18 protein-coding genes and 1 pseudogene are annotated in these 24,246 nt (G+C 58.7%); 8 read left to right on the forward strand and 11 right to left on the reverse strand.

The genetic code is table 11. The features are described from left to right. Positions 1-39 precede the first annotated feature (39 nt). Positions 40-423 (reverse strand): 30S ribosomal protein S11, encoded by a 384-nt coding sequence (gene rpsK, locus CA51_RS20755; protein WP_145123089.1) that lies wholly within the window; start codon positions 421-423, stop codon positions 40-42. 185 nt (positions 424-608) lie between these two features. Then, positions 609-980 carry a 30S ribosomal protein S13 gene (gene rpsM / locus CA51_RS20760; RefSeq protein ID WP_145124283.1) on the reverse strand — a complete coding sequence of 124 codons (372 nt, stop codon included), beginning with the start codon at positions 978-980 and terminating at the stop codon, positions 609-611. Positions 981-2,904: 1,924 nt separating this feature from the next. On the opposite strand from rpsM, the gene CA51_RS20765 reads away from it, so the two are divergent. Both CA51_RS20765 and CA51_RS20770 read left to right on the forward strand, forming a co-directional pair. Next, complete coding sequence (locus CA51_RS20765) at positions 2,905-3,210, forward strand: transposase (RefSeq protein WP_145117213.1); 306 nt, start codon at positions 2,905-2,907, stop codon at positions 3,208-3,210. After that, positions 3,207-4,091: an IS3 family transposase gene (locus tag CA51_RS20770; protein WP_145117212.1), complete on the forward strand. Its 885-nt coding sequence runs from the start codon at positions 3,207-3,209 to the stop codon at positions 4,089-4,091. Before CA51_RS20765 ends, CA51_RS20770 begins: the two co-directional genes overlap by 4 nt. Before the next feature lie 776 nt (positions 4,092-4,867). On the opposite strand, the gene CA51_RS20775 is transcribed toward CA51_RS20770, so the two are convergent. Then, a complete protein-coding gene (locus CA51_RS20775) occupies positions 4,868-6,310 on the reverse strand; it encodes a PP2C family protein-serine/threonine phosphatase (RefSeq protein ID WP_145123090.1) in 1,443 nt (480 codons plus the stop codon). Positions 6,311-6,787: 477 nt separating this feature from the next. Next, entirely contained in the window at positions 6,788-7,789 is a 1,002-nt protein-coding gene (locus tag CA51_RS20780) for an LOG family protein (RefSeq protein ID WP_145123091.1), read from the reverse strand. A 95-nt stretch (positions 7,790-7,884) separates the two neighbouring features. Between CA51_RS20780 and CA51_RS20785 the strand changes: the two are divergent. Next, positions 7,885-8,526: pseudogene (locus tag CA51_RS20785) on the forward strand (NADPH-dependent F420 reductase); the annotation flags it as partial. A gap of 79 nt (positions 8,527-8,605) precedes the next feature. Beyond that, positions 8,606-9,619 (forward strand): DUF6807 domain-containing protein, encoded by a 1,014-nt coding sequence (locus tag CA51_RS20790; RefSeq protein WP_145123093.1) that lies wholly within the window; start codon positions 8,606-8,608, stop codon positions 9,617-9,619. Positions 9,620-9,659: 40 nt separating this feature from the next. On the opposite strand, the gene CA51_RS20795 is transcribed toward CA51_RS20790, so the two are convergent. The 4 genes from CA51_RS20795 to CA51_RS20810 all read right to left on the reverse strand — a co-directional run bounded on the left by CA51_RS20795 (position 9,660) and on the right by CA51_RS20810 (position 14,549). Further along, positions 9,660-10,700: an aldo/keto reductase gene (locus CA51_RS20795; RefSeq protein ID WP_145123094.1), complete on the reverse strand. Its 1,041-nt coding sequence runs from the start codon at positions 10,698-10,700 to the stop codon at positions 9,660-9,662. Positions 10,701-10,721: 21 nt separating this feature from the next. Then, a complete protein-coding gene (sdhB, locus tag CA51_RS20800) occupies positions 10,722-11,567 on the reverse strand; it encodes a succinate dehydrogenase iron-sulfur subunit (RefSeq protein ID WP_145100442.1) in 846 nt (281 codons plus the stop codon). A gap of 39 nt (positions 11,568-11,606) precedes the next feature. Next, entirely contained in the window at positions 11,607-13,580 is a 1,974-nt protein-coding gene (gene sdhA, locus CA51_RS20805; RefSeq protein WP_145123095.1) for a succinate dehydrogenase flavoprotein subunit, read from the reverse strand. Positions 13,581-13,649: 69 nt separating this feature from the next. After that, positions 13,650-14,549, reverse strand: a complete 900-nt coding sequence (locus CA51_RS20810) for a succinate dehydrogenase cytochrome b558 subunit (protein ID WP_231745813.1) — start codon at positions 14,547-14,549, stop codon at positions 13,650-13,652. Between the two features lie 404 nt (positions 14,550-14,953). Between CA51_RS20810 and CA51_RS20815 the strand changes: the two genes are divergently transcribed. Continuing rightward, positions 14,954-15,370, forward strand: coding sequence for a response regulator (locus CA51_RS20815; protein ID WP_145123096.1), 417 nt, complete (start codon positions 14,954-14,956; stop codon positions 15,368-15,370). 288 nt (positions 15,371-15,658) lie between these two features. Beyond that, positions 15,659-16,420, forward strand: a complete 762-nt coding sequence (locus tag CA51_RS20820; protein ID WP_145123097.1) for a hypothetical protein — start codon at positions 15,659-15,661, stop codon at positions 16,418-16,420. Between the two features lie 103 nt (positions 16,421-16,523). Here CA51_RS20820 and CA51_RS20825 read toward each other — a convergent pair whose 3' ends face one another. After that, positions 16,524-17,117 (reverse strand): peroxiredoxin, encoded by a 594-nt coding sequence (locus CA51_RS20825; RefSeq protein WP_145100429.1) that lies wholly within the window; start codon positions 17,115-17,117, stop codon positions 16,524-16,526. Between the two features lie 426 nt (positions 17,118-17,543). Here CA51_RS20825 and CA51_RS20830 point away from each other — a divergent pair, with 426 nt between their 5' ends. Together CA51_RS20830 and CA51_RS20840 are read left to right on the forward strand one after the other, a co-directional pair. Further along, complete coding sequence (locus tag CA51_RS20830; protein ID WP_231745814.1) at positions 17,544-19,280, forward strand: methionine-R-sulfoxide reductase; 1,737 nt, start codon at positions 17,544-17,546, stop codon at positions 19,278-19,280. 361 nt (positions 19,281-19,641) lie between these two features. Further along, a complete protein-coding gene (locus CA51_RS20840; RefSeq protein ID WP_145123098.1) occupies positions 19,642-20,889 on the forward strand; it encodes a class I SAM-dependent methyltransferase in 1,248 nt (415 codons plus the stop codon). Positions 20,890-20,994: 105 nt separating this feature from the next. Here CA51_RS20840 and CA51_RS20845 read toward each other — a convergent pair. Further along, positions 20,995-22,127 (reverse strand): IS630 family transposase gene (locus tag CA51_RS20845; RefSeq protein ID WP_145124286.1). Its coding sequence is split into 2 segments (ribosomal slippage): positions 20,995-21,692 and positions 21,692-22,127, totalling 1,134 coding nucleotides; the frame shifts between segments, so codons are not numbered across the junction. A gap of 93 nt (positions 22,128-22,220) precedes the next feature. Continuing rightward, on the reverse strand, positions 22,221-23,489 hold the full coding sequence (gene ltrA, locus CA51_RS20850) for a group II intron reverse transcriptase/maturase (RefSeq protein ID WP_145117572.1): 1,269 nt from the start codon (positions 23,487-23,489) through the stop codon (positions 22,221-22,223). Positions 23,490-24,246: the final 757 nt, after the last annotated feature.

Raw genomic sequence — 24,246 nt, forward strand, 5'->3', positions numbered from 1 at the left:
CAGTGCTTGCAATACGGTGACCTAGCGGACCAGCAGACGCTAGACGCGTCGCTTCTTGCGAGGTCGGCAGCCATTGTGCGGGATCGGCGTGACGTCTTCGATCAACTTGACCTTCAGGCCGGCGGACTGCAGCGAAGTGATCGCGTTTTCGCGGCCACTGCCCGGGCCTTTGACGCGAACTTCAACTTCGCGAACGCCGAACTTCTGCGCCTTCTCAGCACATTGTTGAGCTGCCATTTGACCGGCGAAAGGAGTGCTCTTGCGACTGCCCTTGAACCCGCACGTGCCAGCGCTGGCCCAGCACAAGGTCTCACCCTTGGGATCTGTGATGGTGACCGTGGTGTTATTGAAGGTCGCGTGGATGTGGGCAACGCCCGAAACCACGTTGCGGCGTTGCTTTTTTTTGGTTTTAACTTTTGACACGTTTTTTAATCTTCTCAGTCTGGTTTGCTGGGCTTCCCTGGCACTTTATTGCACTAGCGAAGGGCATACCCCATGTGGTGAAAAGGACAACTTGGAATTCGGAGCGTCTTGGCGGGAGCTGGCGGGTCGCCTGCTCAACACAGGCCAGAGCAGGAGCGAGGCTCCTGCCACTGCGAAACATCGGATTACCGCAAGTCCTTAACGCCCTTCTTACCGGCGACAGTCTTCTTGGGGCCCTTGCGTGTTCGGGCATTGGTCTTGGTCCGCTGTCCGCGAACAGGCAACCCCAAGCGGTGCCGGATGCCGCGATAAGACTTAACTTCGCGCAGACGGCTGATATTGGAGCTCAACTGACGTCGCAAAGGGCCTTCGACGGTGTATTCGCTTTCCAAAAAGGCAGCCAGTTTACTGACTTCTTCTTCGGACAAGTCGAACGCTTTGCGTTTCGGATCGATTTGCAATCGCTCACACGCTTCACGTGCGGTATGCAAACCGACGCCGTAAAGGTAAGTCAGCGAATACTGAATTTGTTTGTCGTTAGGGACATCAACGCCCAAAATACGGGGCATAACGGCATTCTCCTGTCACAGTTGCCGTGCTATCAATGCAGACGTTCGCCCACAGCGAACCATCGAGCTGGCTAAGAACCACGAAATATAGCGTCTGGCCCCCAAATTGCTCAATGGGTTAAACGCACGATTTTCCACAAAGAATTATATATCGACCACAATAAACCGCGAGACAGCGGAAAATTGGAGCAATTAACAAGAATGCATCTGGGACTGCCCGCTAAATAGAACTTTTGGAAGTCGGAGTCTTTGTACCACAAGATCTGCGGCGTCGGAATACAGTCGAATCCCCAAACCAGCGGCGAACGACGAGACAAGCCGCCACGTTCCGGCAGGCCGCAGATGGCCGGAAGAGCTAATCAGAAGAGAAGCCGGAAGAGGACAGGCACAGTCCTGGAACGTCTAACTCGCCGACGAAAGAGGACAGACACAGTCCGAGAACGCCCAATCCGGGCCGTAGGTCCGACAATTTACATAGCCCAGCCAGCAGGGCTGGGTAGCGGCCAACCACACCTTCAAATTTCCATCGGGCGAAGGGCCAACGGCCCGTGATGGGGGGAACCAAAAGGGGACAGGCACATTCCGGGAACGCCCAATGCGGGCCGCAGGCCCAGCAATTTGCATAGCCCAGCCAGCAGGGCTGGGTAGCGGCCGACCACACTCCAAAACCAAAAGGGGACAGGCACATTCCGAGACCGCCCGACGCGGGCCGTAGGTCCAGCAATTTGCATAGCCCAGTCCGCAGGGCTGGGTAGCGGCCAACCACACTCCACTACATTTCCATCGGGTGAAGGGCCAACGGCCCGGGATGGGGCCGTCGCATGCGGGGCCTTCAGCCCAACCGGGGCGAAGTCGTGCAACGTTCACCCAGGCCGATGGCTGGGCTAGGCAAATAGTCGAGCCTTCAGCCCTGACTCGGACAGAACCGGGACAGGCAGAATCAAAAGGGGACAGGTAAACCAAAAGGGGACAGGCACATTCCGAGAACGCCCGACGCGGGCCGTAGGTCCGACAATTTACATAGCCGAGCCTGCAGGGCTGGGTAGCGGCCAACCACACCTTCAAATTTCCATCGGGTGAAGGGCCAACGGCCCGTGATGGGGCCGTCGCATGCGGGGCCTTCAGCCCAACCGTGGCAAAACCAAAAGGGGACAGGCACATTTCGAGACCGCCCGACGCGGGCCGCAGGTCCGACAATTTGCATAGCCCAGCCTGCAGGGCTGGGTAGCGGCCGACCACACTCCACGTTTCCATCGGGTGAAGGGCCAACGGCACGGGATGGGGCCGTCGCGTGCGGGGCCTTCAGCCCAACCGGGGCGAATGCGTGCAACGTTCACCCAGGCCGATGGCTGGGCTAGGCAAATAGTCGAGCCTTCAGCCCTGACTCGGACAGAACCGGGACAGGCAGAATCAAAAGGGGACAGGTAAACCAAAAGGGGACAGGCACATTCCCAGACCGCCCGACACTGGCCGCAGGTCCGACAATTTAAACCAAAAAGGGGACAGGCACATTCCGAGAACGCCCGACGCGGGCCGTAGGTCCGACAATTTACATAGCCGAGCCTGCAGGGCTGGGTAGCGGCCAACCACACCTTCAAATTTCCATCGGGTGAAGGGCCAACGGCCCGTGATGGGGCCGTCGCATGCGGGGCCTTCAGCCCAACCGTGGCAAAACCAAAAGGGGACAGTCACATTTCGAGACCGCCCGACGCGGGCCGCAGGTCCGACAATTTGCATAGCCCAGCCTGCAGGGCTGGGTAGCGGCCGACCACACTCCACGTTTCCATCGGGTGAAGGGCCAACGGCCCGGGAGAGGGCCGTCACGTTCGGGGCCTTCAGCCCAACCGTGGTGCGATAGACCACGACTGGCGGACACTCCAAGGATTACTCAGAATCTTCCCAGGAGAAAATAATGCCAGAGAACCCTAGACAGCCGCGACGTGTGCATTCGGACGAGTTTAAACGCAGTGCCGTGGAGCTCGTTACGAAGAAGGGCTACACGATCAAACAGGCCGCCGATGCAGTTGCAGTGGCTCCGAGGAGCATCCGCGATTGGATCAAGAAATTTGACGCCAGTGCGATCCCCGCTTCAGTCGGCTCAAGCAACGATGCGCTGATTGCCGAGAACCGTCGCCTGAAGAAGGCGCTGCTGCAGGCCGAAATGGAACGAGACATATTAAAAAAAGCCACGGCGTATTTTGCGAAGGAGTCGAAATGAAGTACGCCTGGATCAAACAACATCGCGACTCGTTTCCAATTCAGACCATGTGCCGAGTGATGCGTGTCAGCAGGAGCGGCTATTACGCCTGGTGCGTGCGCGAGCCAAGTGCACGCAAGCAAAGAACGAATAAGATTCGCGCGGATGTTCAGCGGGTGCACGCCAGTTCGAAGCAGATCTACGGAAGCTACAAGGTCGCTGAACTGATGCAGGCCGACGCGCAGCTCGAGTCGGCAAGTCGCAATACGGTTGCCAAGGCGATGCGTGAAATGGGCCTAAAAAGCAAGGTCCACAAGCGTTTCACTCCAACGACCACGGTCGCCGATCCAACCAAAGTCCCCGCACCGAATCTACTCGACCAGGTCTTCGAGGCGGAAGGACCAAACCGCAAATGGGTAACCGATATCACCTATTTGCCATCGGCCAACGGCTGGATCTATCTTGCTGTTGTGCTCGATCTGTTTAGCCGCAAAGTGGTTGGATGGTCGATTTCCGAAAGCCTCGCAACGCCTCTGGTTGAAGATGCGTTGAGGCAAGCGATCGCAAATCGACGGCCCGACACAGCGAACCTGCTGCACCACAGCGATCGTGGATGCCAGTACACCAGCAGCGAGTATCAACGTACGCTGAAGACTCTCGGCATCACCTGCTCGATGAGCCGCACTGGATGTTGTTATGACAACGCCGTGATGGAACGATTCTTTTGGTCCCTGAAACATGAGTGGACCAAATTTGAATCGTTTGCCGATATCAACGATGCCCGAAGCAGCGTATTTGAATACATCGAAGCGTTTTACAACTCCACGCGAATTCATCAAACCCTTGGCTACCGAACTCCCAACCAGTTCGAAGTCGACCACGAGCAATCCTTAGCCCTTTGACGCCCCTTGGAGTGTCCGTCAGTCGTGGTCTATCGCATGGCGAATGCGTGCAACGTTCCCCCAGGCCGATGGCCTGGGTTAGGCAAACGGTCGAGCCTTCGGCCCTGACTCGGACGGAATCAAAAAGGGGACAGGCACATTCCGTGAACGCCCAACGCGTGCCGCAGGCCCAGCAATTTGCATAGCCCAGCCAGCAGGGCTGGGTAGCGGTCGACCACACTCCACTACATTTCCATCGGGTGAAGGGCCAACGGCCCGTGATGGGGCCGTCGCATGCGGGGCCTTCAGCCCAACCGTGGCGAATTCGTGCAACGTTCACCCAGGCCGATGGCCTGGGCTAGGCAAACGGCCGAGCCTTCGGCCCTGACTCGGACGGAACCGGGTAGCCAAAAAAGCGAAATGGGGACAGGCACATTCCGAGACCGCCCGACGCGGGCCGCAGGTCCGGCAATTTACATCGCCCAGTCCGCAGGGCTGGGTAAACCAAAAGGGGACAGGCACACTTCGAGAACGCCCAATGCGGGCCGTAGGTCCGGCAATTTGCATAGCCCAGCCAGCAGGGCTGGGTAGCGGCCGACCACACTCCACTACATTTCCATCGGGTGAAGGGCCAACGGCACGGGATGGGGCCGTCGCGCTCGGGGCCTTCAGCCCAACCGTGGCGAATTCGTGCAACGTTCACCCAGGCCGATGGCCTGGGCTAGGCAAACGGCCGAGCCTTCGGCCCTGACTCGTAGCGAAAAGGGGACAGGCTGATCCCAACAGCCGGCTGCCACCTACTGGCGCTGCAGGATCGCGATCGATCGATCGGCGGCGGCGGGACCGGCTTGGGCGAACAGTCGCCGCAGGCACGACAGCGCCGGTTCGGGACCGTTGACCAATTCGTGGCGGATCGAATCGGTTAACGTTTGTTGCGTCAGCCGCCCCGATTCGGGAGCTCCATTGCTGGCGATCGCCCCTTGGCTGACCAAGACCAACGCCTCGCCGGGCAGCAGTCGCATCGTGTGCACCAGCGGGCGGACGTCGGGGTCGCGGCCCAACGGTTCAGTCGGCGACGCGAGCATTCGATATCCGTAGCGATTGACGATCAGTCCCTGACAAGTCCCCGCGGAAGAGAACTGCCCCTCCCCCGTCTCGGGATCGACGGTAACGTACAGCAGGCTTGTCGATTGGTCGCCGGTCGATGTCTGCCACAGCGTGTCGTTGACTCGGCTGAGCACTTGATTCGTCTTGTGCCGGTACCCGGTGTGCGATTGCCAAGCCGAACGCGCGGTTGCAGCCGTCAACGCCGACTCGATCCCGCTGGCTCCAACCGAAGCGATGGCGATCGCGATCTTGCCGTCGGGCAGGATGTCCCAGGCAAACCAATCGCCCCCGACCGCTTCAGCCGCTTCGTTCCAACCGGCCACATCCCAATCTTTGTCCAACGGAACCGCTGGCGGCAACTGACGCGATTGCCAAGCCGCGGCGGCACGCAATTCGTCGCGGACCTCTGCCTGTTCAGCCGCCTTGGTGCCGATCACCTCGCGTTCCAACTCCGCCGCAATTCGCCCGGCGGCGAGAGTTGCCGACGCCTGTTGCGCCGACGTGATGTCGCGGGGCTGATCGTCCCACAGCCACAGGGTTCCCAACGGCAGATCGCCGCCGCGAATCGCAACCACGATCGCAGCGCCACGCTCCTCGGGACTCTCCCAGTGCGGCATCCGCGGAATATCTTCGATCGTAACAACCGGCGAGACCAACGCCTCGAGATCGCCCAATGCGCCACGCAGCGCCCGCGGCGGTTGAGCCAACCGCGACTTGGGCAGCCCAAAGCAGGAACGCAATTTCAAATGACTGGTATCGGCATCCAGCAAATAGAGTCCCGCGGCGTCACAACCGGTGGCGGCACTCGCCTCTTTCAAAACAGCTTCCAAACGATCGGCGATATGTCCGGCCGCGGGGAGGCAACCGGCGTTGGCATCTTCAACGGCGTGGGTCGCTTCCTGGTTCCTTAGCAAACCTTCGAATTCACGCAAACGGTCGGCGATTCGCGACGCGGCCTGTGCAAGCGTTTCCGCTGCACTTTTTGAAACCGCCGGCTGCGCGTCGGCAGAATCAACATCCATCATCGCCTCGGTGCAGGCGGGCAACAACATCAGCCGGTGCGCCGTGGTGCCAGTGGAAGGTTTGATTCGCCAACCCGTCGCATCAACATAAGCCTGCCAAAAAGCGGACATCTCGTCGCTTGCAGCAAACTTCCGTGGGGAGGTGTTGTCGTCTGCGTGAATTCGAAGGTAGTCAGGTATTTGCAAGGTCACGTCGTCGATCCAGGCTCAGGTGACGCCGCTCTGTCATCATTGACGGCGGCTTGACATTGGGCACCAGCGAGTCCTTGCCGGAAGCTATCCCTCACGCGGCTCTGAAGCGATCGCACCGCAAACAGCAGTGCATTGGATCGATCCGGTCGCATGAAGACTTAACAGTTTTGATTCCCTTCATGGGTCACACTGCTAGCATCGGCAGACCGGAGAAGCTTTCGTGACCGCAGAAGTCGACGCAGCCGATAAAGTTCACGAACTCGATCGCGCCGCCGTCACAAGCGACACGACCGGACCACCGCCGATGCGGTCATCCCCACATCCGCTTCAACCTGTCCCGACGGGCGTCGCGAACGCCCCGAGAAAATGCCCTGCGAGCTCACCTCGACCGCGAGATCACTCGTCTTCGTTGATAAAGTCGATCAGCATTCGCAATCGCCCCATCGCGCGGCGATTGAACAAAAAGACTAGCCGTGGCAATTCGGCGATCTCCGCTTCGGAGTGCTCCTCCGGCAGCGCAGCCATCTGCTCGAAACCGCCTTTGACGACGATATCGGAGAACCGATCGTTGACCGCTGCCAACTTCGCCGCTCCCAACGGTCGCTGCAACCGCAACACCAGCTTGCCGTTGACATACCGCATGCTGTGATAGACACGATAGAAGCGATCGAGTTCGGCGACCGCTTCGTCGACCGATTCGGTAATTTTGTACAACCGCAGATCCTCGGGCGAGATCATCCCGCCGTCGAGCAGTTGCGAATCGACGAACTTGCCAAACTCCTTCCAATACGTTCCACCGGGGGCGTCCAACAGCACGACGGGAATCATCGGGTGCTTGCCCGTTTGCAGCAGTGTCAGTACTTCGGCGGTTTCGTCGAGCGTTCCAAAGCCGCCGGGCAGGCTGACCACCGCGTGACACTCTTTCACAAACATCAACTTGCGAGTGAAAAAGTACTTCATCGTGACCAGCTTGCGATCGCCTTCGATCACCGGGTTGGCTCCCTGTTCGAAGGGCAACATGATGTTCAGCCCCATCGAATGCTCGCGCCCCGCGCCGCGGTGCCCCGCCTCCATGATCCCGCTACCCGCACCGGTGACGACCATCCAGTCCTCGGCCGCCATCCGCCGACCAAACTCCTCGGCCGCTTTAAACGTTGGATGCGACGGCGCGGTCCGAGCCGACCCGAAGACGGTCACTTTGCGATGTCGCCGATAAGGCCGGAAGACACTGAACGCATATCGCAATTCGATCAACGTGCGGCTGAGGATCTTCAGATCGCCGCGAGCGGTCCGGTCGCGGACCAGCCGATCGATCGTCTTCCGCATCACTTCGATCAAGTCGGGGCTGCGCAACCGTGTCTCTTTGTTGCTTCCCGAATCGTCCGGTTTCTCGGTCATTCTCGTTCTCTTCAGGGGCGTGTAGCAGGATATCAAGCCATGCGGGTTGACAATACAATGCAACCAGTCATTCACATCCCCGTTATAGTCAAAGGTTTGAAGCATTGGATATCGCAGTTTTAGGTACGGGCAACGTCGGTGCAACCCTGGGCCGCCGTCTGGCCGGACTCGGTCACAACATCGTCTTTGGCTCGCGACTGCCACAAAGTGAGCGTGTGCAACAGTTGATCGAAGAGAATCCGCACGCCCATGCTGCCGAAACGATCGCCGAAGCGGCGCGGCAATGCGATACGATCCTGTTCGCCGCCCCATGGACCGCCGCCCGCGAAACGCTGACCAACGCAGGCGATTTGACCGGCAAAACCTTGATCGATTGCACCAACCCGCTAAACGAAACCTTCGACGGGATCACGCTCGGCCACACCGAATCGGCAGCCGAAAAGATCGCGCACTGGGCCGCCGGAGCACACGTTGTCAAAGCCTTCAACACCGCCAGCTTGGCGACGATGGAAAACCCCGATTTCGATGGCCAACGCGCCACGATGTTCTACTGTGGCGACGACATCACAGCCAAAGCGACCGCAGGAACGCTGATCGACGAGCTTGGTTTTGAGGCGATCGATGCGGGCGACCTGCAATCGGCACGCTACTTGGAACCGATGGCGATGCTCTACATCCAACTCGCCATCCATCAGAAGATGGGCAGCCAGTTCGCCCTGAAAATGCTCCGTCGCTAAACCGCGGCGCCGCCAACCGCGAGGCCGCCGCACCGTCCACAACCGAACCTTCCCTGGGCACCGCATAAAGGACGAACCGATGACATTGACGACACGATCGCTACTTTCAAGCCTGCTTGCGGCCTGGTGTTTACTGGCATCCCCAATCGCCGCCGCCGACCTGCAAGTGAAGGAGACCAACGCGGCGATCGAGATCGCCAGCGACGGCAAGTCGGTGTTGGTCTATAACAAGCAATCGCCGCCGGTCCCCGACGGAATCGATCCGATCTATCACCGCAGCGGATTCCTGCATCCTGTCGCTTCGCCGGCCGGAAACGTCGTCACGGCAGCGTTTCCAGCGGACCATCCGCACCAACAGGGAGTCTTCAGCGCGTGGGTGAGGACCAACTACGACGGACGCGAGATCGACTTCTGGAATCTTGCCGGAGGCGTCGGACGCGTGTCGCATGAACGCGTCGTCAAGACGTTTACCGAAAACGAATCGGCAGGGTTCGAGGTCGATCTGATTCACCATACGGTCGCCGAACCGAAGGTCGATATACTGCGTGAGCGCTGGCGAATCACGGTCCAACCGACCGACGGATCCTACCGCTGCTTCGATCTACAAACGACTCAGGAAGCACTAACCGACAAGCCGTTGACAGTCGAAAAGTATCATTACGGCGGCGTTGCGACGCGCGGCCCCGCTCGCTGGAGCCTGCCGTCGGGAAAGAAAGCTGCGGCAAAAGCAAGCGACGCCGACAACAATAAACCAAGCGAACCGATCAGCGAGATCGTCGACGAGCACGGCCACGACCGGATCGCCGGGAACCATCATCCGACGCGATGGGTGACGCTTTCGGGAACCGAAGGGGACGATTTGGTCTGCATCACGATGCTTGGACACGCCGATAACTTCCGAGCCCCGCAGCCGGCGCGGCTCCATCCCAGCATGCCCTACTTCTGCTTTGCACCTTGCGTGACGGGGGAGTTTCAGATCGCCAAAGACCAGCCCTACGAAGCGAGCTTTCGATTCCTGGTCACCGATGGAAAGCCCGATCCGGCGTGGATTGAACAGCAATGGCAAGCGTGGTGCGGCGACAAAGCCCAATAGTTCGCAAGAGCAACGAAGTCGATCGCCGCTCGTGCGGCCGCTATCCCAAGAACGGGAACGACGGATCGATCACGTGCATCTCTTTCAGATGCGACCAGAAGCTTGGTGGCGCCGCGCCGTCGACCGCCGCAACGGTTCGTGCAATGTTGTGCGGACTGGAACTGCTGATCGCGACAGCTTGGATTCCTGGCACGCTGCGAGCAAACTCCAGGCAGGCAGCCGCCGGCGCGACGTCGAACCGCTGGCACGCAGTCTGGAATCGCTGCCGCCAATCGAGTAGCTCGCGATCCTCGGCCGATTCGCCGGTGACGACGCGGTAGTCGTAGAACTTGCCGCCGAGCGCGAAGCCGGCGTTAAAGACCGCGGCGTTTAAGATCCCGACTCCGGCTTCATCCAACTGTTCGATAAACGCCAGCAGCTCCGGCGGATGTTTCATGATCGTCAGCGAATTGGCCAACATCACCCAGTCGAGATCGACGCGATCGCAGACGTCGCGGATCGAAGTCCAATCCTTGGCTCCCACGCCAACGCCCAAGACCTTCCCTTCGCTGCGCAGCTCGCCCAGCGCTCGATAAGCCTCTTCGATGTCGTGCCAACGCTGCTTGTGATCGGCGGGATCGGTTGCCGCAGCCAGGTACTCATCGGGATCGTGGACCGAAACCAGACCGGCTTGGTAATCGCCAAGCAGTTCGTTCCCTTGGTGATAACAGCGAAGGATCCCCTCGTAACTGATCTCCTGACGCGCGTCGTGCGTCAGCCCAAACCAAGCACCCGGTTCAAACGTAGGCTCATCGCCAACCAATGGCTGGCGAGTCCAAGCAAGCTTGTTGCTGATCACCACGTCGGCGGGATCGATGTTCAGCCGCGACAGCTCGCGACCGATGATCTCCAACGACATCCCAGCGCCGTACTTGCCGGCGGAGTCGATAAAGACAGGGGCTTCGACGCGGCGAAACCACTCCGCAACCACCTGCTGCTTCGCTTCGTCGGGAACCTCGGCAAACAGATTCCCCAAGCTGGTCGAACCGAATACGACCGGCGGAATTCGCAAGCCGGTTTTGCCAAACAGCTGTCGTTGCATCGAGGTTTACCGATTCAGAAATTACCGGTCGAAGAACTGCTTGATCGCGTGAACCGTCGCGGCGCGACCGGCGCGAGCAATCGAGGTCGTCAACGGAATCTCTTTCGGGCAGACCGCGACACAGTTCTGAGCGTTACCGCAGACCTGGATTCCACCTGGCTCGGTCAGCGCTTCCATCCGTTCGTCAGCCATCATCTTGCCGACAGGATGATCGTTGAACAGCATCACTTGGCTGATCGCATTGGCACCGATAAACGCGTTGTCATATTCGGCGTTGCAGCGGGCTTGGTAATCCTCTTCCGACTCGCCAGTGATCCGATCGACTTCGATCTTCTTGTACTGAGGGCAAGCGTCCAGACAGCAACCACAGCTCATGCATTGGCTCAACGGATAAGCCTGCTCTTGCTGTTCGCGACTCTGCCGTTCGCCCGGTCCCATGTCGTAATAGCCATCGACAGGCACCCAGGCTTTGATCTTCTTCAGCCCACGGAACAGACGCGATCGATCGACCAACAGATCGCGAAGCACGGGGAACTTGGTCATCGGAGCCAGTTCGATGTGCGACGGTTGGTCAGCCAACAACTTGTCGACCAACGCCGAGCAACTCTGACGCACACGGCCGTTGATGACCATCGTGCACGATCCGCACACCTCTTCCAAGCAGCCGCAATCCCAGGCGACGGGAGCAACGTCCTTGCCTTCGACGGTCTTCGCTTGCGCGGCGACCTTCTGCAGCACGCTGATCACGTTCATCTCGCGCTCGTACTGGATACGATGACGTTCCCAGTAAGGCTTTTTACCGGGTCCCTCTTGGCGCAAGATCCGGACATCGATCGTATCGGGCATAGATTTTTCAGGTGCAATCATTGGTATGAAACCGGTAGGCGTGGATCGATTTGATTGTTGTTAGTTGGCTGCGTCTTGAGAGGCTGTCGCGGCGGCGGCTTTCGCCTTGGCAGCCCGTTCGTTCCAGACCTCGCTGATCACTTCAGCACCCTTGAGGCCATACAGCCGTGGACGCGGAGGAATCAGCGACGTGTCGACATCTTCGTATGCGATCGACACATCGTTCCCTTCCCAAGTGGCAACGGAACTCTTCAAGAATTTCTTGTTGTTCTCTTCGAAGCGATCGCACCACGCTTCGGCTTCGCGGCGACGATCGGCATCGTTGTCGCTTGTCAATTCGGGCATCGAGAAGGCTGGCTTGAAGTGAGCACCGCGGCACTCATCCCGCTGCAACGCACCCTTCAACAACGCCTTGGCCAACGGGAACATGTCCTGAACCGCTTTGGCAAAGATCACGTTTTGGTTGGTCCAGGTGCCGGTATCGGACAGCGAAACCTTCTGCACGCGTTGATGCAGATCGTCGACCGTCTTGATCGCTTCTTCGAGCTGTTCGTTTTTGCGAACCACGGTCGCCGCGCGAGTCAGCACGTCGCCCAGTTCTTGATGGATCAAGTAAGGGTTCTCGCCGCCGGCACTCTGGTTCAACAGAGCATCGTGACGTTCCTGTTGCTTGCGGACCGCAGCTTCTACATCGCTGGTCGTTGCTTCGCTGCGACCTTGGATGAAGTTGGCGATGCCAGGACCGCTGAAGAGGCCCGTGAAGATGCAGCTGAGCAGCGAGTTGGCACCCAAACGGTTCGCACCGTGGTAATGGTAATCGCATTCGCCCATCGCGTACAAACCGTTGATGGTCGTCATCTGGTTGCGAGGGTTGCCCGCTTCCATGCCGCCATCGGCCGAACGGACATAATCAGCCCACAGGCCGCCCATGCTGTAGTGAACCGCGGGGAAGATCTTCATCGGTTCGTCGCGAGGATCGACGCCTTGGAACTTCTCGTAGATCTCCAAGATGCCGCCCAGCTTGCGGTCCAGTTCGGATCGCTCGATATGGGTCAGATCCAAGTAGACGCACATCCGTCCCGCTTCGACGCTCAATCCGTCGTTGACGCAGACGTCGAAGATCTCGCGGGTCGCGATATCGCGTGGCACCAAGTTGCCGTATTCGGGATAACGCTCTTCCAAGAAGTAGTAGCGTTCGTTTTCGGGGATCTGGCGAGGCGAGCGAGGATCTTGCGGCTTCTTCGGAACCCACACGCGTCCACCTTCGCCACGCGCCGATTCGCTCATCAGTCGCAACTTGTCGGCGCCTGGAATCGCGGTCGGGTGAACCTGAATGAACTCCGCGTTGCCGTACTTGGCACCGGCTTGGAAACAGCGACTGGCGGCACTGCCGTTGCAGAAGACGCTCATCGTGCTGCGACCGTACAGCAAACCGCAACCACCACTGGCGACGACAACTGCCGACGCAGGGAAGCCGCGAATTTCCATCGAGACCATGTCTTGAGCGACGACGCCGCGGCATTCGCCATTGCTGTCTTGGATCGGTCCCAAGAAGTCCCAGAATTCAAACTTGCGAACCAGTCCTTCGCTCTCGCGGCGACGCACCTGTTCGTCCAACGCATACAACAACTGTTGGCCGGTGGTTGCGCCCGAGAAGGCAGTCCGCTTGTACAGCGTTCCGCCGAAGCGGCGGCGGTCGATAAAGCCTTCGCCGGTGCGGTTGAACGGAACGCCCAAGCGATCCATCAACTCGATCACCTTTGGCGCCCACAACGTCATCTCTTTGACGGGCGGTTGGTGCTGCAGGAAGTCACCACCGTAGACGGTATCGTCGAAGTGCTTCCATTCGCTGTCGCCCAACTGACGCGTCTGGTCGTTACAAGCGTTGATGCCACCCTGGGCACACACGCTGTGCGAACGCTTGACCGGCGTCAGACTGATCAGATCGACCGGAATGCCCAGCTCTGCCAGCTTCATCGTGGCAGACAGACCGGCCAGGCCACCGCCGATAACTACGACCCGTTGCTGGGACATTGATGACTCCAAATGATATAAATCGGTGTGTGTTTGATGATTCGTTAGGTAGGATGCGACGCGGTGAGACTACTCTGCCGCGGAGGTCTCGGGTTCGGCAGTCTTTTCGTCACTGGCGGCGGCTTCGTCAGCCGTGCTCGCGTCGGCGTCGACTTCCGCTTCCGATTCCTCGGACTCAACCGCTTCGGGAGCCGAGCGTTTGTGCGGGTCGTCGAAGACGGCGCCCGATTCCAAGCCCGCTTCGTACATCCGATCCTCGACGATCCGAGCTTCCTTGGGATCGACAGTCAACGCGCCAACCCAAGCGGTGATCGAGATGATGCCGACCAACAGGCCGATCCCGCCACACAACATCGATGCACGTTTCTGAGCTGCAGGCGAAACCCACAATCCCCAGGTGATCCCGGCGGTCCACAGACCGTTAGCAAAGTGATAGACGCACGACAGGACACCGACCAGGTAAAACGCGGGCCAGAAAACGCCGTCCATCGCGTGAGCCAAGCTGGATGCCGCGTTGTAAGGCTTGAACTGAGCCATCCCGAGCGGCGTGGCGATGTAGTCCAACCAAGGACCGAAGTGGAACCAACCATGCAGATGGAAGACATGCATCGTGATGTAGACAAACGCGATGTAGCCGGTGATGCGTTGGAACCGGTAGCGGCGATTCGCCGTGTATTTGTAGCGATCGGTGTTCGATTCGCCGGTCATTCCAATCCAAATGCCAATGATGGCGTGGAACAGCAGCGGCAAAAAGATGAAGCCCCATTCGACGACAGGCAGCGCCGGCCCCAGACTGTGGATCTGATTCACCATCCGCTGGAAGGCCCCAGGCCCCGCCATCAGGCTAGCATTGGTTGTCAGGTGAACGCACATGTAGAGCCCGATCGGCACGACACCCAACAAAGAATGGATGCGGCGAATGGCAAATTCGTGCTTCAGAAAAAATGAAGGTTCAGTTTGCGTTGACACAGAACATACCTACCCCTCGTCTGAGGGTGCTGATGGTGAGGTAAAGTCTCGGTGGGTCTAACCGAAAAGTCGCGGTGATGCGTAACTTTTGCGTTAGTTTAAGGTTGCTACGGCGGGCCGCAAGCATAGTTGAGCGATTCCGACCTGGATCGAAAGACCCATTTTCGCATATTCTCGGTTTGCAGGAAACCACAAGATTGTGGCTGCGACGAATTGGCAAACTGTGTAAGTTACCAAAGGCACGGTAGCAATTTATCAGTCATAATAACCAAGACGACTCGAGTTGCGAGCGCTTCGTCCTCCTTGGCCTCGAATTTGCTCGACACCTTGGATGCCATCGCGCCACGTGACAAATTGGCAGAATCATTTCCGCTGCATGTGGCAATATGCCCTAGAGGCCTCTGATGAAGCTGACGAAGCCCAACCTATTGATCACCGACGACGATCGCGCGTTTCGAGAGACGCTGCGAAGCGTGTTGGATCGGTTCGACTTTGAGATGTATCTAGCCGAAGATGGCGAAGAGGCACTGGAGATTATCAGCCGGCACCAGGTCCATCTAGCGCTCTTCGACGTCCACATGCCCCGCTTGAGTGGTCTCGAAGCCCTCACGCGAATGCGTGCCTCGGGGCTCTCCCTCCCCTGCATTCTGATGTCGGCTGCTCTGGACGAAGCGATCTGCGACGCAGCCAGCAAGCTGGAAGATGTCTCGGTGATCCCCAAACCGCTGAAAATCCGTGAGATCTCCAGCGTCGTCACTCACCTGCTCGCCAAACGCTACGGCTGGCAAGCCGAATCGCCCGCCGTCGATCGCCCCGAATGACGTCACTCTGACGACAGCGATATCAAATCGACGACACTCTGGCGTCCTGGCCAGCTCTTCGTTTCCCTGCCTGTCATCGATCGCAACCTATTGTTGCACAGCGACTTAGCAACCCCCGAGCGATCTCTTCCCGCGGTTTGGCACACTGCATGCGATAGCAATAAACCAGGTCGCTTTGATGGCGACCCGCTGTCGCCAAGTACAGGCACCGCAACGATTGCGGCGACAGCCAACCGATCGACGACCCTGGGAGCTAGAACGGCTCCTCCCTCCCCAAGGAACACGAAGATGCGTTACCTAACTGCAACCCTCGCTATCGCCCTGCTGTCCACCGCCGCCACCACCGCACGGGCCGACCACCGGCTGGAAGCGGTCGCCCGCGACTATCACCGTTCCGTTCATGTTCTGGCCGATTACATCACGCATGATCGCCACAGTTCGCCTTACTTGAGCCGCTATGTCAGCCGATTGGACGACGTTTCGCACGACTTCTACGAAGCCCTCGTTCACGATCCGTATCGCTCGAGAACCCGCGGCCTGTTCGACGACGTGCGTTCGCTGCACTACCGCGTTCGCAGTCTGCTGGGGCACAGCTGCCGAGCGTTGCCCGGTGCTGCCGCAGTCTGGCACGACGCCGACCGCCTGTATTCGCGACTGTCGCACGCCTTCTCCGACAACCATCACGGTCACCACCACCATCCCCACCGTGTCGGACGTGTGATCCTGCCGCCAACAACGGTCCCCTACCCTCAAAAACGGGTGGAGATCCGCGTGGAAGTGCCACGTAGCCAAGGGAAGCCCAACCACCGCGACCGATTTGATTCGCGTGGTCCCTCCAACAATCGCGATCGAGGCGATGCACGAGGTCCATCGAACGACCGAGACCGCAACCGAGGCGACGCGGGCAAACCGCGATATAATCTGGACCGCGAACGATCTGAACGCACAGAGAACGAATCGCGCAAGCCCAACCAACGCCCCTCAACCTCGCTCCGTTCGGATGTTTCCAACGAAGCGGTCGGCCGATTGCTGACGTCGCTGTTCAACTGAACCGCGCCGGACGCCTCAACACCCAACAAAAAAACCGCGAGTCGGATTCGACCCGCGGTTTTTTATTGGATTGGCTGAACGAAAGGCTTTCGTTCCGCTGGCGTTACGCCGAGTATTCCGCTCCGAAGAACTCTTTGCTCGCGTCGACATCTGGCTTGATGGTGCGAGCGCCTTCGGTCCAGTTCGCTGGGCAAACTTCGCCGTTAGCTTCGAAGTATTGCAGTGCTTTGCACATCCGCAACGCTTCGTCGACGCTACGTCCCAGTGGCAGATCGTTGACGACTTGGTGACGGACAACGCCGTCCTTGTCGATCAAGAACAGACCACGCAAAGCGATGCCGCCGTCCAACAGGACGTCGTAATCGCGAGCGATCTGCTTGTTCAGGTCGGCAACCAATGGGTATTGGATGTCGCCCAAACCGCCTTGAGCGCGGGGGGTGTTACGCCACGCCAAGTGCGAGAAGTGGCTGTCGACCGAAACGCCCAACAGTTGCACGTTGAGAGCTTCGAACTCTTTGGCCGCTTCGCTCATCGCGATGATTTCAGTCGGGCAGACAAAGGTGAAGTCCAATGGGTAGAAGAAAAGCACGACATATTTGCCGCGATAATCGGTCAGGCTGATCGATTTGAACGATCCGTCGGCCATCACGGCCTGCGCGGTGAAATTTGGCGCTTCGTGGGTTACGAGCTGTGTCATATTCGGTCGGTCTCCAGATTGGGATGCCCATGAATTGTCAAAGCACCGCCTGCTGCGGGGCCCGTTGCGACGACACCTTGTGTAGCCAGGGATGACATAAATACCCTCGTGAGACGACACAATGGTGTCAATCCGAGCCACAAATGGCATCGAGCCGCGAGCGGTATTGTAGGTCCGATGGCAAGGATCCGAAACTAGGCCATCGCAGCAAATCGCCCCCCCACCCGACCGGTTTCAGCAGAAAGCGTTGTGTGGGAATGGCCGCCGGTTTGTGCTAATCTAGTGAGACCGTGAGTGGCTTCGAATAGGACACTCCGACGCTTCCTCGGCACCGCCCGCTCCTGGGCCTCCCCCAACCGAGCGTCCGAAGTACGGCAACATCCCCCTATGCCCCACCTGTCAATATAAATGGAGATCCCGAATCCCATGAGAGCTTTGATCCGTTGCATGTTCCCCGTGAACTGCCTGTTTGTATTTGCATTGCTTTCGGTCGCGGGTTCGAACTGCAGCGCCCAGCCGGCGGCGACAGCTGAATTTGCGATCCCGGCGACCGATGAGGGACTGCCCGGCGACGGACCGCTGCGACGCGCAGACTGGTTTAAGAAGCTGTGGGAATCCCGCCGCAGCCTGTGGGCGACTCAGGTTCAACAAGATCAAGGCGCTGTCGTCTTCTTGGGCGATTCGATCACTCAGGGCTGGGGCTCAAAGCTGAACGAATATTTCGCCGGAATGAAAGTTGCCAACCGCGGCATCAGCGGCGACACGACTCGCGGCGTTCTGATCCGTCTGGAGGAAGATGTGCTGTCGCTCAATCCGGCGGCGGTGGTGATCCTGATCGGAACCAACGATCTCGAAGATCAAGCGGCCCCCGAGGTGATCGCCAGCAATCTGGAACTGATCATCGCGGCGTTGAAGCAGCACAATCCGAAGATGCCGATCGTGCTGTGCGAAACCTTCCCGAGCTCGGCTACCAAGTCGCGGCCAGCCGACAAGATCCGCAAGGTAAACGACCTCTACAAGGCGGCCGTCAAAGGGGACAAACAAATCACAGTCGTCGACACATGGACATTGTTCGCCGACGAAAATGGGGACGCTCCCAAATCGGAATTCCCCGATCTGCTGCATCCCAACTCCAAGGGCTACCAGAAATGGGCCGACGCGATCCGGCCGATCTTCGCAACGCTCGGCTTCCTAGAAACCGAAGCGGACGACTTCAAGGTCGAACCCGGTTTTGTCAGCTTGTTCAACGGCAACGACCTTTCGGGCTGGGGATATCGCCAACGGAAAACACTCAAGCCGTTGGCTAGCTTCGAAGGCCCCGCCAGCACGGACGGACGTTACGTTGCGATCAACGGACGCTTGGTCGTGACGACACCCGCCGAAGGCCGCAAGGGACAACAGCTGTGGACCACCCAAGAGTTCGGCAACGACTTCACGTTGAAGCTGCAATTCCGAGCGACGCCCAACGCCGATTCGGGCGTCTTCATTCGGGGGCCACAATTGCAATGCCGCGATTATCCGCTGGCTGGCCCTTACAAGAACCTGAAAAACTACAAGCCACAACAATGGAACGATCTTGTCGTAACGGTTCGCGGCAACGTGGCCCACTGCACCTGTAATGGCGAAGTCCTCGAAGCCGAAATGAAGGTTCCCGACTCGGGGCCGATCGGGCTCGAGGGAGACCGCGGTCAGATGGAATATCGTCGCATCCGAATCAGCGATCCCAAAGCCAACCAATTCAAAGGAGCCACGTTGATGAGCTTTAACAAACTGACCCCCGAAGAAGAATATGTGATCGTTCGCAAGGGGACCGAGCGTCCAGGGACCGGGGCGCTGTTAAACAACAAGAAGAAAGGGACCTACATCTGCCGTCGCTGCAACGCAGCGTTGTACAAGAGCGACAGCAAGTTCGAGAGTCACTGTGGCTGGCCCAGCTTCGACGATGAAATCGAAGGGGCTGTCCGTCGCAGCGTCGATGCCGACGGACGCCGCACCGAGATCCTCTGCAAGAACTGCGACGGCCACTTGGGACACGTCTTCTTAGGCGAAGGCTTTACCAAGAAGAACACACGACACTGCGTCAATTCGCTGTCGATGGCGTTTGTCGAAGAGGATGAAGAGCTGCCGCCAGTGGTCAAGCCACCGGCCGACGCCAAGCCCTAGTCTCGATCGTTGCCACGATATCGCTGCCGTCTGTCGCTCTTGGGGCCGGACGCAGCGATCAGGCGTCACCGACGAGAATCTGGCCGATGAGGACCCAAATACCGGTGAAAACAATGCCAAGGCATGCATGAAAGAAGTCGGGTGTCATGATTGTGGGGATCCTAATGCGTAGCGCGGACAGTTCGATTGCCAGCTCGGCTAAAATCCATAGCCTGTCCAAATTGAGATCCCTCTCATGGCATCAGTGACCTAGATCGGAACTCCACCGAAAAACCTTCACCCTTTTTTTGAATGCCGGCACGGTTTACTCAATCGGCCCCGTTTACCAACCACCCCGCGACGCGGATCCCAACAGAAATATATGCCCTCCAGCCACGACCTCCCCGCGTCCGCGGATCCCAATCCGCAGGTCATCCCGTGGCTTTCTTCCCCCGAGGCGCTCGAAGCGATCGACCGCGCCGAGGCAGCCGGGCAAGCGACCGTCGCCCGGACCGCAGCGCTGCGAAGAAAGATCGGCCCCGACCGCGCCGCAGCAGTTCTCTCCGCAGCAGCAGCGCGAGGCAAGGCGATCGACAAATGGGGCGCTGGGCCGTGGCTGGTCACCGATCGCGGGATCCAACAAGCGACCGATCGGGCGATCGCCAGCTACAAGTCGCGGCGCGTTCCCGCCGGGCTGGAGATCTTCGACTGGTGCTGTGGCGTCGGCGGCGAAGCGATGCAATTGAGCGACCGCGGCCCGCTGACAGCGATCGACCGCGATCCCAAGATCGCTGAAATGGCAAGACACAATCTGGGCGTGCATCGCGAGCAGCAAGCGGCCAGCGACGTCGCTGGCTGGGAGTTTCGGTCGACGGTGATCTGCGACGACGTCTTTGCTCACCATCCACCAGCCGCGGCCTGGTTGAACCTCGATCCCGATCGCCGCAGTGAATCCAACACTGCCGGGACCAGCCGCGCGACGCATTGCGATTACCTGCAGCCGCCGCTGAGCGATTGGTTGCCGGTCGCAAAACAAGTCGCCGGCGCGTCGATCAAACTGGCTCCAGCGACCCAGTTGCCCGAGGAGTGCCACGAGCTGGGAGAGCGCGAATGGATCAGCCATCGCGGCAGCTGTCGCCAGCAAGTGCTGTGGCTCGGCGAGGCGAGTCCCCGTGGAACGATCCGAGCGACCGTTGTCACCGGAGACGATTCGGCGACCAGTTTCGCTGTCGACCAACTGCAGCAGGGCGATGAAACCGACACCTGCGAAGCGTTTGCCTTCGACCTCGATCCGGCGGTTCGCGCGGCGGGATTGAGCGAATCGTATGCGGCGGCCAAAGGCTTGCGGGCGCTCGGTGGACCGGCTGGCTTTTTCACCGCACAACAAAACGATGTCGACGCGTTGGCTCAACCGTTCGAAGTCCTTTGGCACGGCGTGGCCGATATGAAAAAGCTCCGCCAAGCCGTCGCTGCGATCGACGGTTGCGTGAGCGAAGTGAAAATCCGCGGGCTCGATTGGAAGCCGCCAACGATCATCAAGAAGCTGGGGCGGCGAGAGGGAAAAAAGCTGACGCTGCTGGCCAGCCGAATCGGTTCGTATTGCGGAGCGATCCTGGCGGTCCGGCCATAAAAATCGAGTAGGGTGAGCCAGCGGAGCGACCGCTGACTCAGCCCTCTCACAGAACCGTACGTACGGGTCCGTATACGGCTCCTGTTTTATTTGCCTAGTGCTTTGTCAGGCTTTGATTTTGGGGTAGAGGGATTTTAGTTTTGTTCTCGCATCTTTGACTTGGAATTGCCAGTCAACGCCACGCTGTCTTCTGTTTGAGTGTGAGGACCACGCCTGTGTTTCCTTTCTCAGCGGCGCAATCGTCGCGAATCGACGACCGTTGATACACTGCCGCGTCATTGAACTGAGTTCGTTCTCAGCCGCGTTGAGCCAACTTCCATGCTTGGGTGTGTAACGGAACTCGATGCGACGAACCAAGGCACGGGCTTTTTCTGGCTTAAAGGCCTCGTAGAAGGCGCCTTTGGTGTGGGTATTGAGATTGTCACATACCAGGATGATCTTCTTCGCCTTTTTGTAGCGTGTCGTCAGCAGTGCCTCCATTTCGATGGCCCAATCGACCTTGGTTCGCTTTGGACGCACGGTGACTTCTCTCCATCCGGCCAGCGGCTCGGTGAACATGAACACGCTGGCGGTTCCGCACCGTTCATACTCGTAATCGACGCGTCGAGCATGATTGCGGGTCGCCGGGATCGGCGTTCGCGTCTCTTTGTGAAGCTGGACCGGCTGTTCGTCCATGCACACCACGGGATAGTCCGAATCATACGGTTCTTCGTAGGTGTCTAGGACTTCTTCCATGCACGCTACAAATTCGGAGTCGGCGTCGGGTGGAATCACCCAATACTGGATCTTGCGATTGGTCATGCCGTTTTTTTAAGCGTTTGGCGAACGGTTTCGTAGCTGATCGAGTCCACGATCCCCAGTTCTACCACGTGGTCTGCCAACAGACGCAGCGACCAACTCGCGAACCCTTTGGGAGGTTTCCCCAACCGCAAGGCGATCACTTTCGCTTCTTGCTTTCCGTCAAGCGTCTTCTCTCGCGGGGCGCTCAAACGCGGTTTCCCGTGCAGCGCCGTATCGAACCCTTCGGTCACCAAACGTTTGCGAAGATTCTCCACGGTCTGAATCCGACACGCCAAAGCTTCCGCGATTTTGGCGTCGGTCCAGCCAGGTCCTTCCGTGTCAGCTTTGAGAAGGATCAGCGCCCGCCGTACCTTCTGCGAGGAGCCTTTCAGCTTCTTTACAATCGCCTTCAGTTCTTCCCGTTCTGTATCCGAAAGCCGAACGATATACTTCTTAATCATCGAATCCTCCGTGACTCGTGGGGCAATCGACCTACAAACTCCCGGATTCTTCCGATTCAGGAAACCCCAATTCCTAAGGCTGACAAAGCACTAGGTTAAGCCAGGAAGGACTCCGGTCTCCAATTCGGTCAAGTCAAACAGGCCAAGTTCCGCCAGGAAGCCATTGCTGATGGCCATGCTGGCGTAAGAACTACGCGACGTACGCCACGCGGTCATTCGCATCTTCTGGAGGTCACCACGTACGCCGACCTGCCGCAAGCGGCGAATCAGACGCGTCGGTTTCTTCCACAACGCGAGTTGCTTGGCCCGTAATCGTCGCCGAATCCATCTAGCCAACTCGCGATACAGACCTTTGCAGTTCGCCATCCGGAAGTAGCTGCCCCAGCCGCGAAGCACCGGATTCAGGTCAGCAATGACCTTCTCCAAGTTCACCGGGCTGTTCTTGCGAGTGATCACTTTGACCTTCGCCTTGAAGGCCGCGACTTTCTCGGCAGCAATGCGGGTGTGCATGCTGCCGATCACGACGCCCAAGAACTTCACACCCTCACAGGCTGAAGTCAGGTGCGTCTTATCGCGATTGACGGTCAACTTCAAATCACCTTCCAGAATCTCCACTGCAACGCTCATCGCATGAGCCGCCGAGCGCTTGCTCCGACACAGGATCAGAATGTCGTCGGCGTACCGAACGATTCGGTAACCACGACGCATCATCTCCTGGTCGAAAGCATCCAGGTAAATATTGGCGATCAGGGGACTGACAACACCGCCTTGCGGGCTGCCAAGCTCCGTCGCCTCCCAGACACCTTCGTTCATCACTCCGCTGGTCAAAAACATTTTGATCAGATTCAAAATGCTGCCATCGGTCACCCGACGACGGATCGACGAGAGAATCAAGCCGTGATCCAACCGGTCAAAGCATTTCGAGAGATCCATATCGACGACTTGGTCGAGACCATATCGCCGGATGAACATCGTTGCTTTGGCGACTGCCTGTTGGCAACTGCGGCCCGGTCGGTAACCGTAGCTTGATGGATGAAAGTCAGGATCAAAGATCGGCTGCAGGATGTCCAGCAACGCTTGCTGGACGACTCGGTCGCGAACTGTTGGGATGCCAAGATGCCGCTGGCCGCCTTCCGGTTTCGGAATCGAAACTCGGCGGACCGCACTGGGCCGGTAAGTCTTGCTCCGCAGCTCGCTCACCAACCGCGTCAGCTCCCCCAGCAAATCAGCTTCAAACGCATCGATCGCTTGCCCGTCGATGCCAGGTGCACCCTTGGCACGTCGGACTTTCTCGAACGCGCGAGCCAAAGCTCGGCGATCAAGCAGTCGGTCGTAGAGGCTGTAGTAGGTTCGCTTCATGACTGTCGGTCGGTGGTCTTTCGTTGGGTCGATCGCTTTCTGTCGAATCGGTTGGCAGGGTGGCGGTTCACTCAGCGGGCGCCTCGTGTGCTATTCCAGTAGAGGACAATCGCGAGGCGTCGAGTTTGCTGAGTTACTTCCACGCCGACGGACGAATCGAGCAGCTTAGCAGTTCCCCGCATCGCCACTGTGGACCGGTCCCCGGAGTCTTCGATCTCTCCGGATCGTGTCGGCTGCCGGTTGTTCGTTTTCGGTGTTCTCTCCAATCACAAGTAAAACTTCACCCCTTCGCATCCAGTGATGACCTTTTGAGTCATCTCTGTCCGGCGTGACTCGCTTCGGTTACCGCCGATGCTTTGCACGTCGTCGCCACGGTTTTGTCCTCCAGACTGTTACCAGCTTTCACGGGCCGCGACTTATTCACTACTACGGGTTCATCTGACTCCTGACACCACATCGATCGCTTCTTGTGTTTCCACTTGAAGCGACCTTACCGGCTTCTCACGCTTCGCCTTTGGGGGAGCTAACGCGGCCACGGATAATGTCAGGTCTCCCCAGTTACTGCACTGGCTCCCTGACGATGATGACGTCCCCAAACACTTCCGGCGGCTGTTCATGTATCGGGCATCGCGACTTTTTGCACGCTCGCCCCCGCCGGCAGCCGAATCGGGTTCGCTTTCGCTACGTTCCATCGTCCTCCTATCGCTTCCTTCAGACCCGCAGTCACCGGCGGAACCCTTGCGAATCGGATTCAATT

Source organism: Rosistilla oblonga (assembly GCF_007751715.1).
GTDB classification, from domain to species: domain Bacteria; phylum Planctomycetota; class Planctomycetia; order Pirellulales; family Pirellulaceae; genus Rosistilla; species Rosistilla oblonga.

Bases quoted from the DNA above. Each gene is read 5' to 3' on its own strand.
- CA51_RS20765 (WP_145117213.1), top strand. From the start codon at position 2,905: ATGCCAGAGAACCCTAGACAGCCGCGACGTGTGCATTCGGACGAGTTT.
- CA51_RS20770 (WP_145117212.1), top strand. From the start codon at position 3,207: ATGAAGTACGCCTGGATCAAACAACATCGCGACTCGTTTCCAATTCAG.
- CA51_RS20775 (WP_145123090.1), bottom strand. From the start codon at position 6,310: ATGTCCGCTTTTTGGCAGGCTTATGTTGATGCGACGGGTTGGCGAATC.
- CA51_RS20780 (WP_145123091.1), bottom strand. From the start codon at position 7,789: ATGACCGAGAAACCGGACGATTCGGGAAGCAACAAAGAGACACGGTTG.
- CA51_RS20790 (WP_145123093.1), top strand. From the start codon at position 8,606: ATGACATTGACGACACGATCGCTACTTTCAAGCCTGCTTGCGGCCTGG.
- CA51_RS20795 (WP_145123094.1), bottom strand. From the start codon at position 10,700: ATGCAACGACAGCTGTTTGGCAAAACCGGCTTGCGAATTCCGCCGGTC.
- sdhB (WP_145100442.1), bottom strand. From the start codon at position 11,567: ATGATTGCACCTGAAAAATCTATGCCCGATACGATCGATGTCCGGATC.
- sdhA (WP_145123095.1), bottom strand. From the start codon at position 13,580: ATGTCCCAGCAACGGGTCGTAGTTATCGGCGGTGGCCTGGCCGGTCTG.
- CA51_RS20815 (WP_145123096.1), top strand. From the start codon at position 14,954: ATGAAGCTGACGAAGCCCAACCTATTGATCACCGACGACGATCGCGCG.
- CA51_RS20820 (WP_145123097.1), top strand. From the start codon at position 15,659: ATGCGTTACCTAACTGCAACCCTCGCTATCGCCCTGCTGTCCACCGCC.
- CA51_RS20825 (WP_145100429.1), bottom strand. From the start codon at position 17,117: ATGACACAGCTCGTAACCCACGAAGCGCCAAATTTCACCGCGCAGGCC.
- CA51_RS20830 (WP_231745814.1), top strand. From the start codon at position 17,544: ATGAGAGCTTTGATCCGTTGCATGTTCCCCGTGAACTGCCTGTTTGTA.
- CA51_RS20840 (WP_145123098.1), top strand. From the start codon at position 19,642: ATGCCCTCCAGCCACGACCTCCCCGCGTCCGCGGATCCCAATCCGCAG.
- ltrA (WP_145117572.1), bottom strand. From the start codon at position 23,489: ATGAAGCGAACCTACTACAGCCTCTACGACCGACTGCTTGATCGCCGA.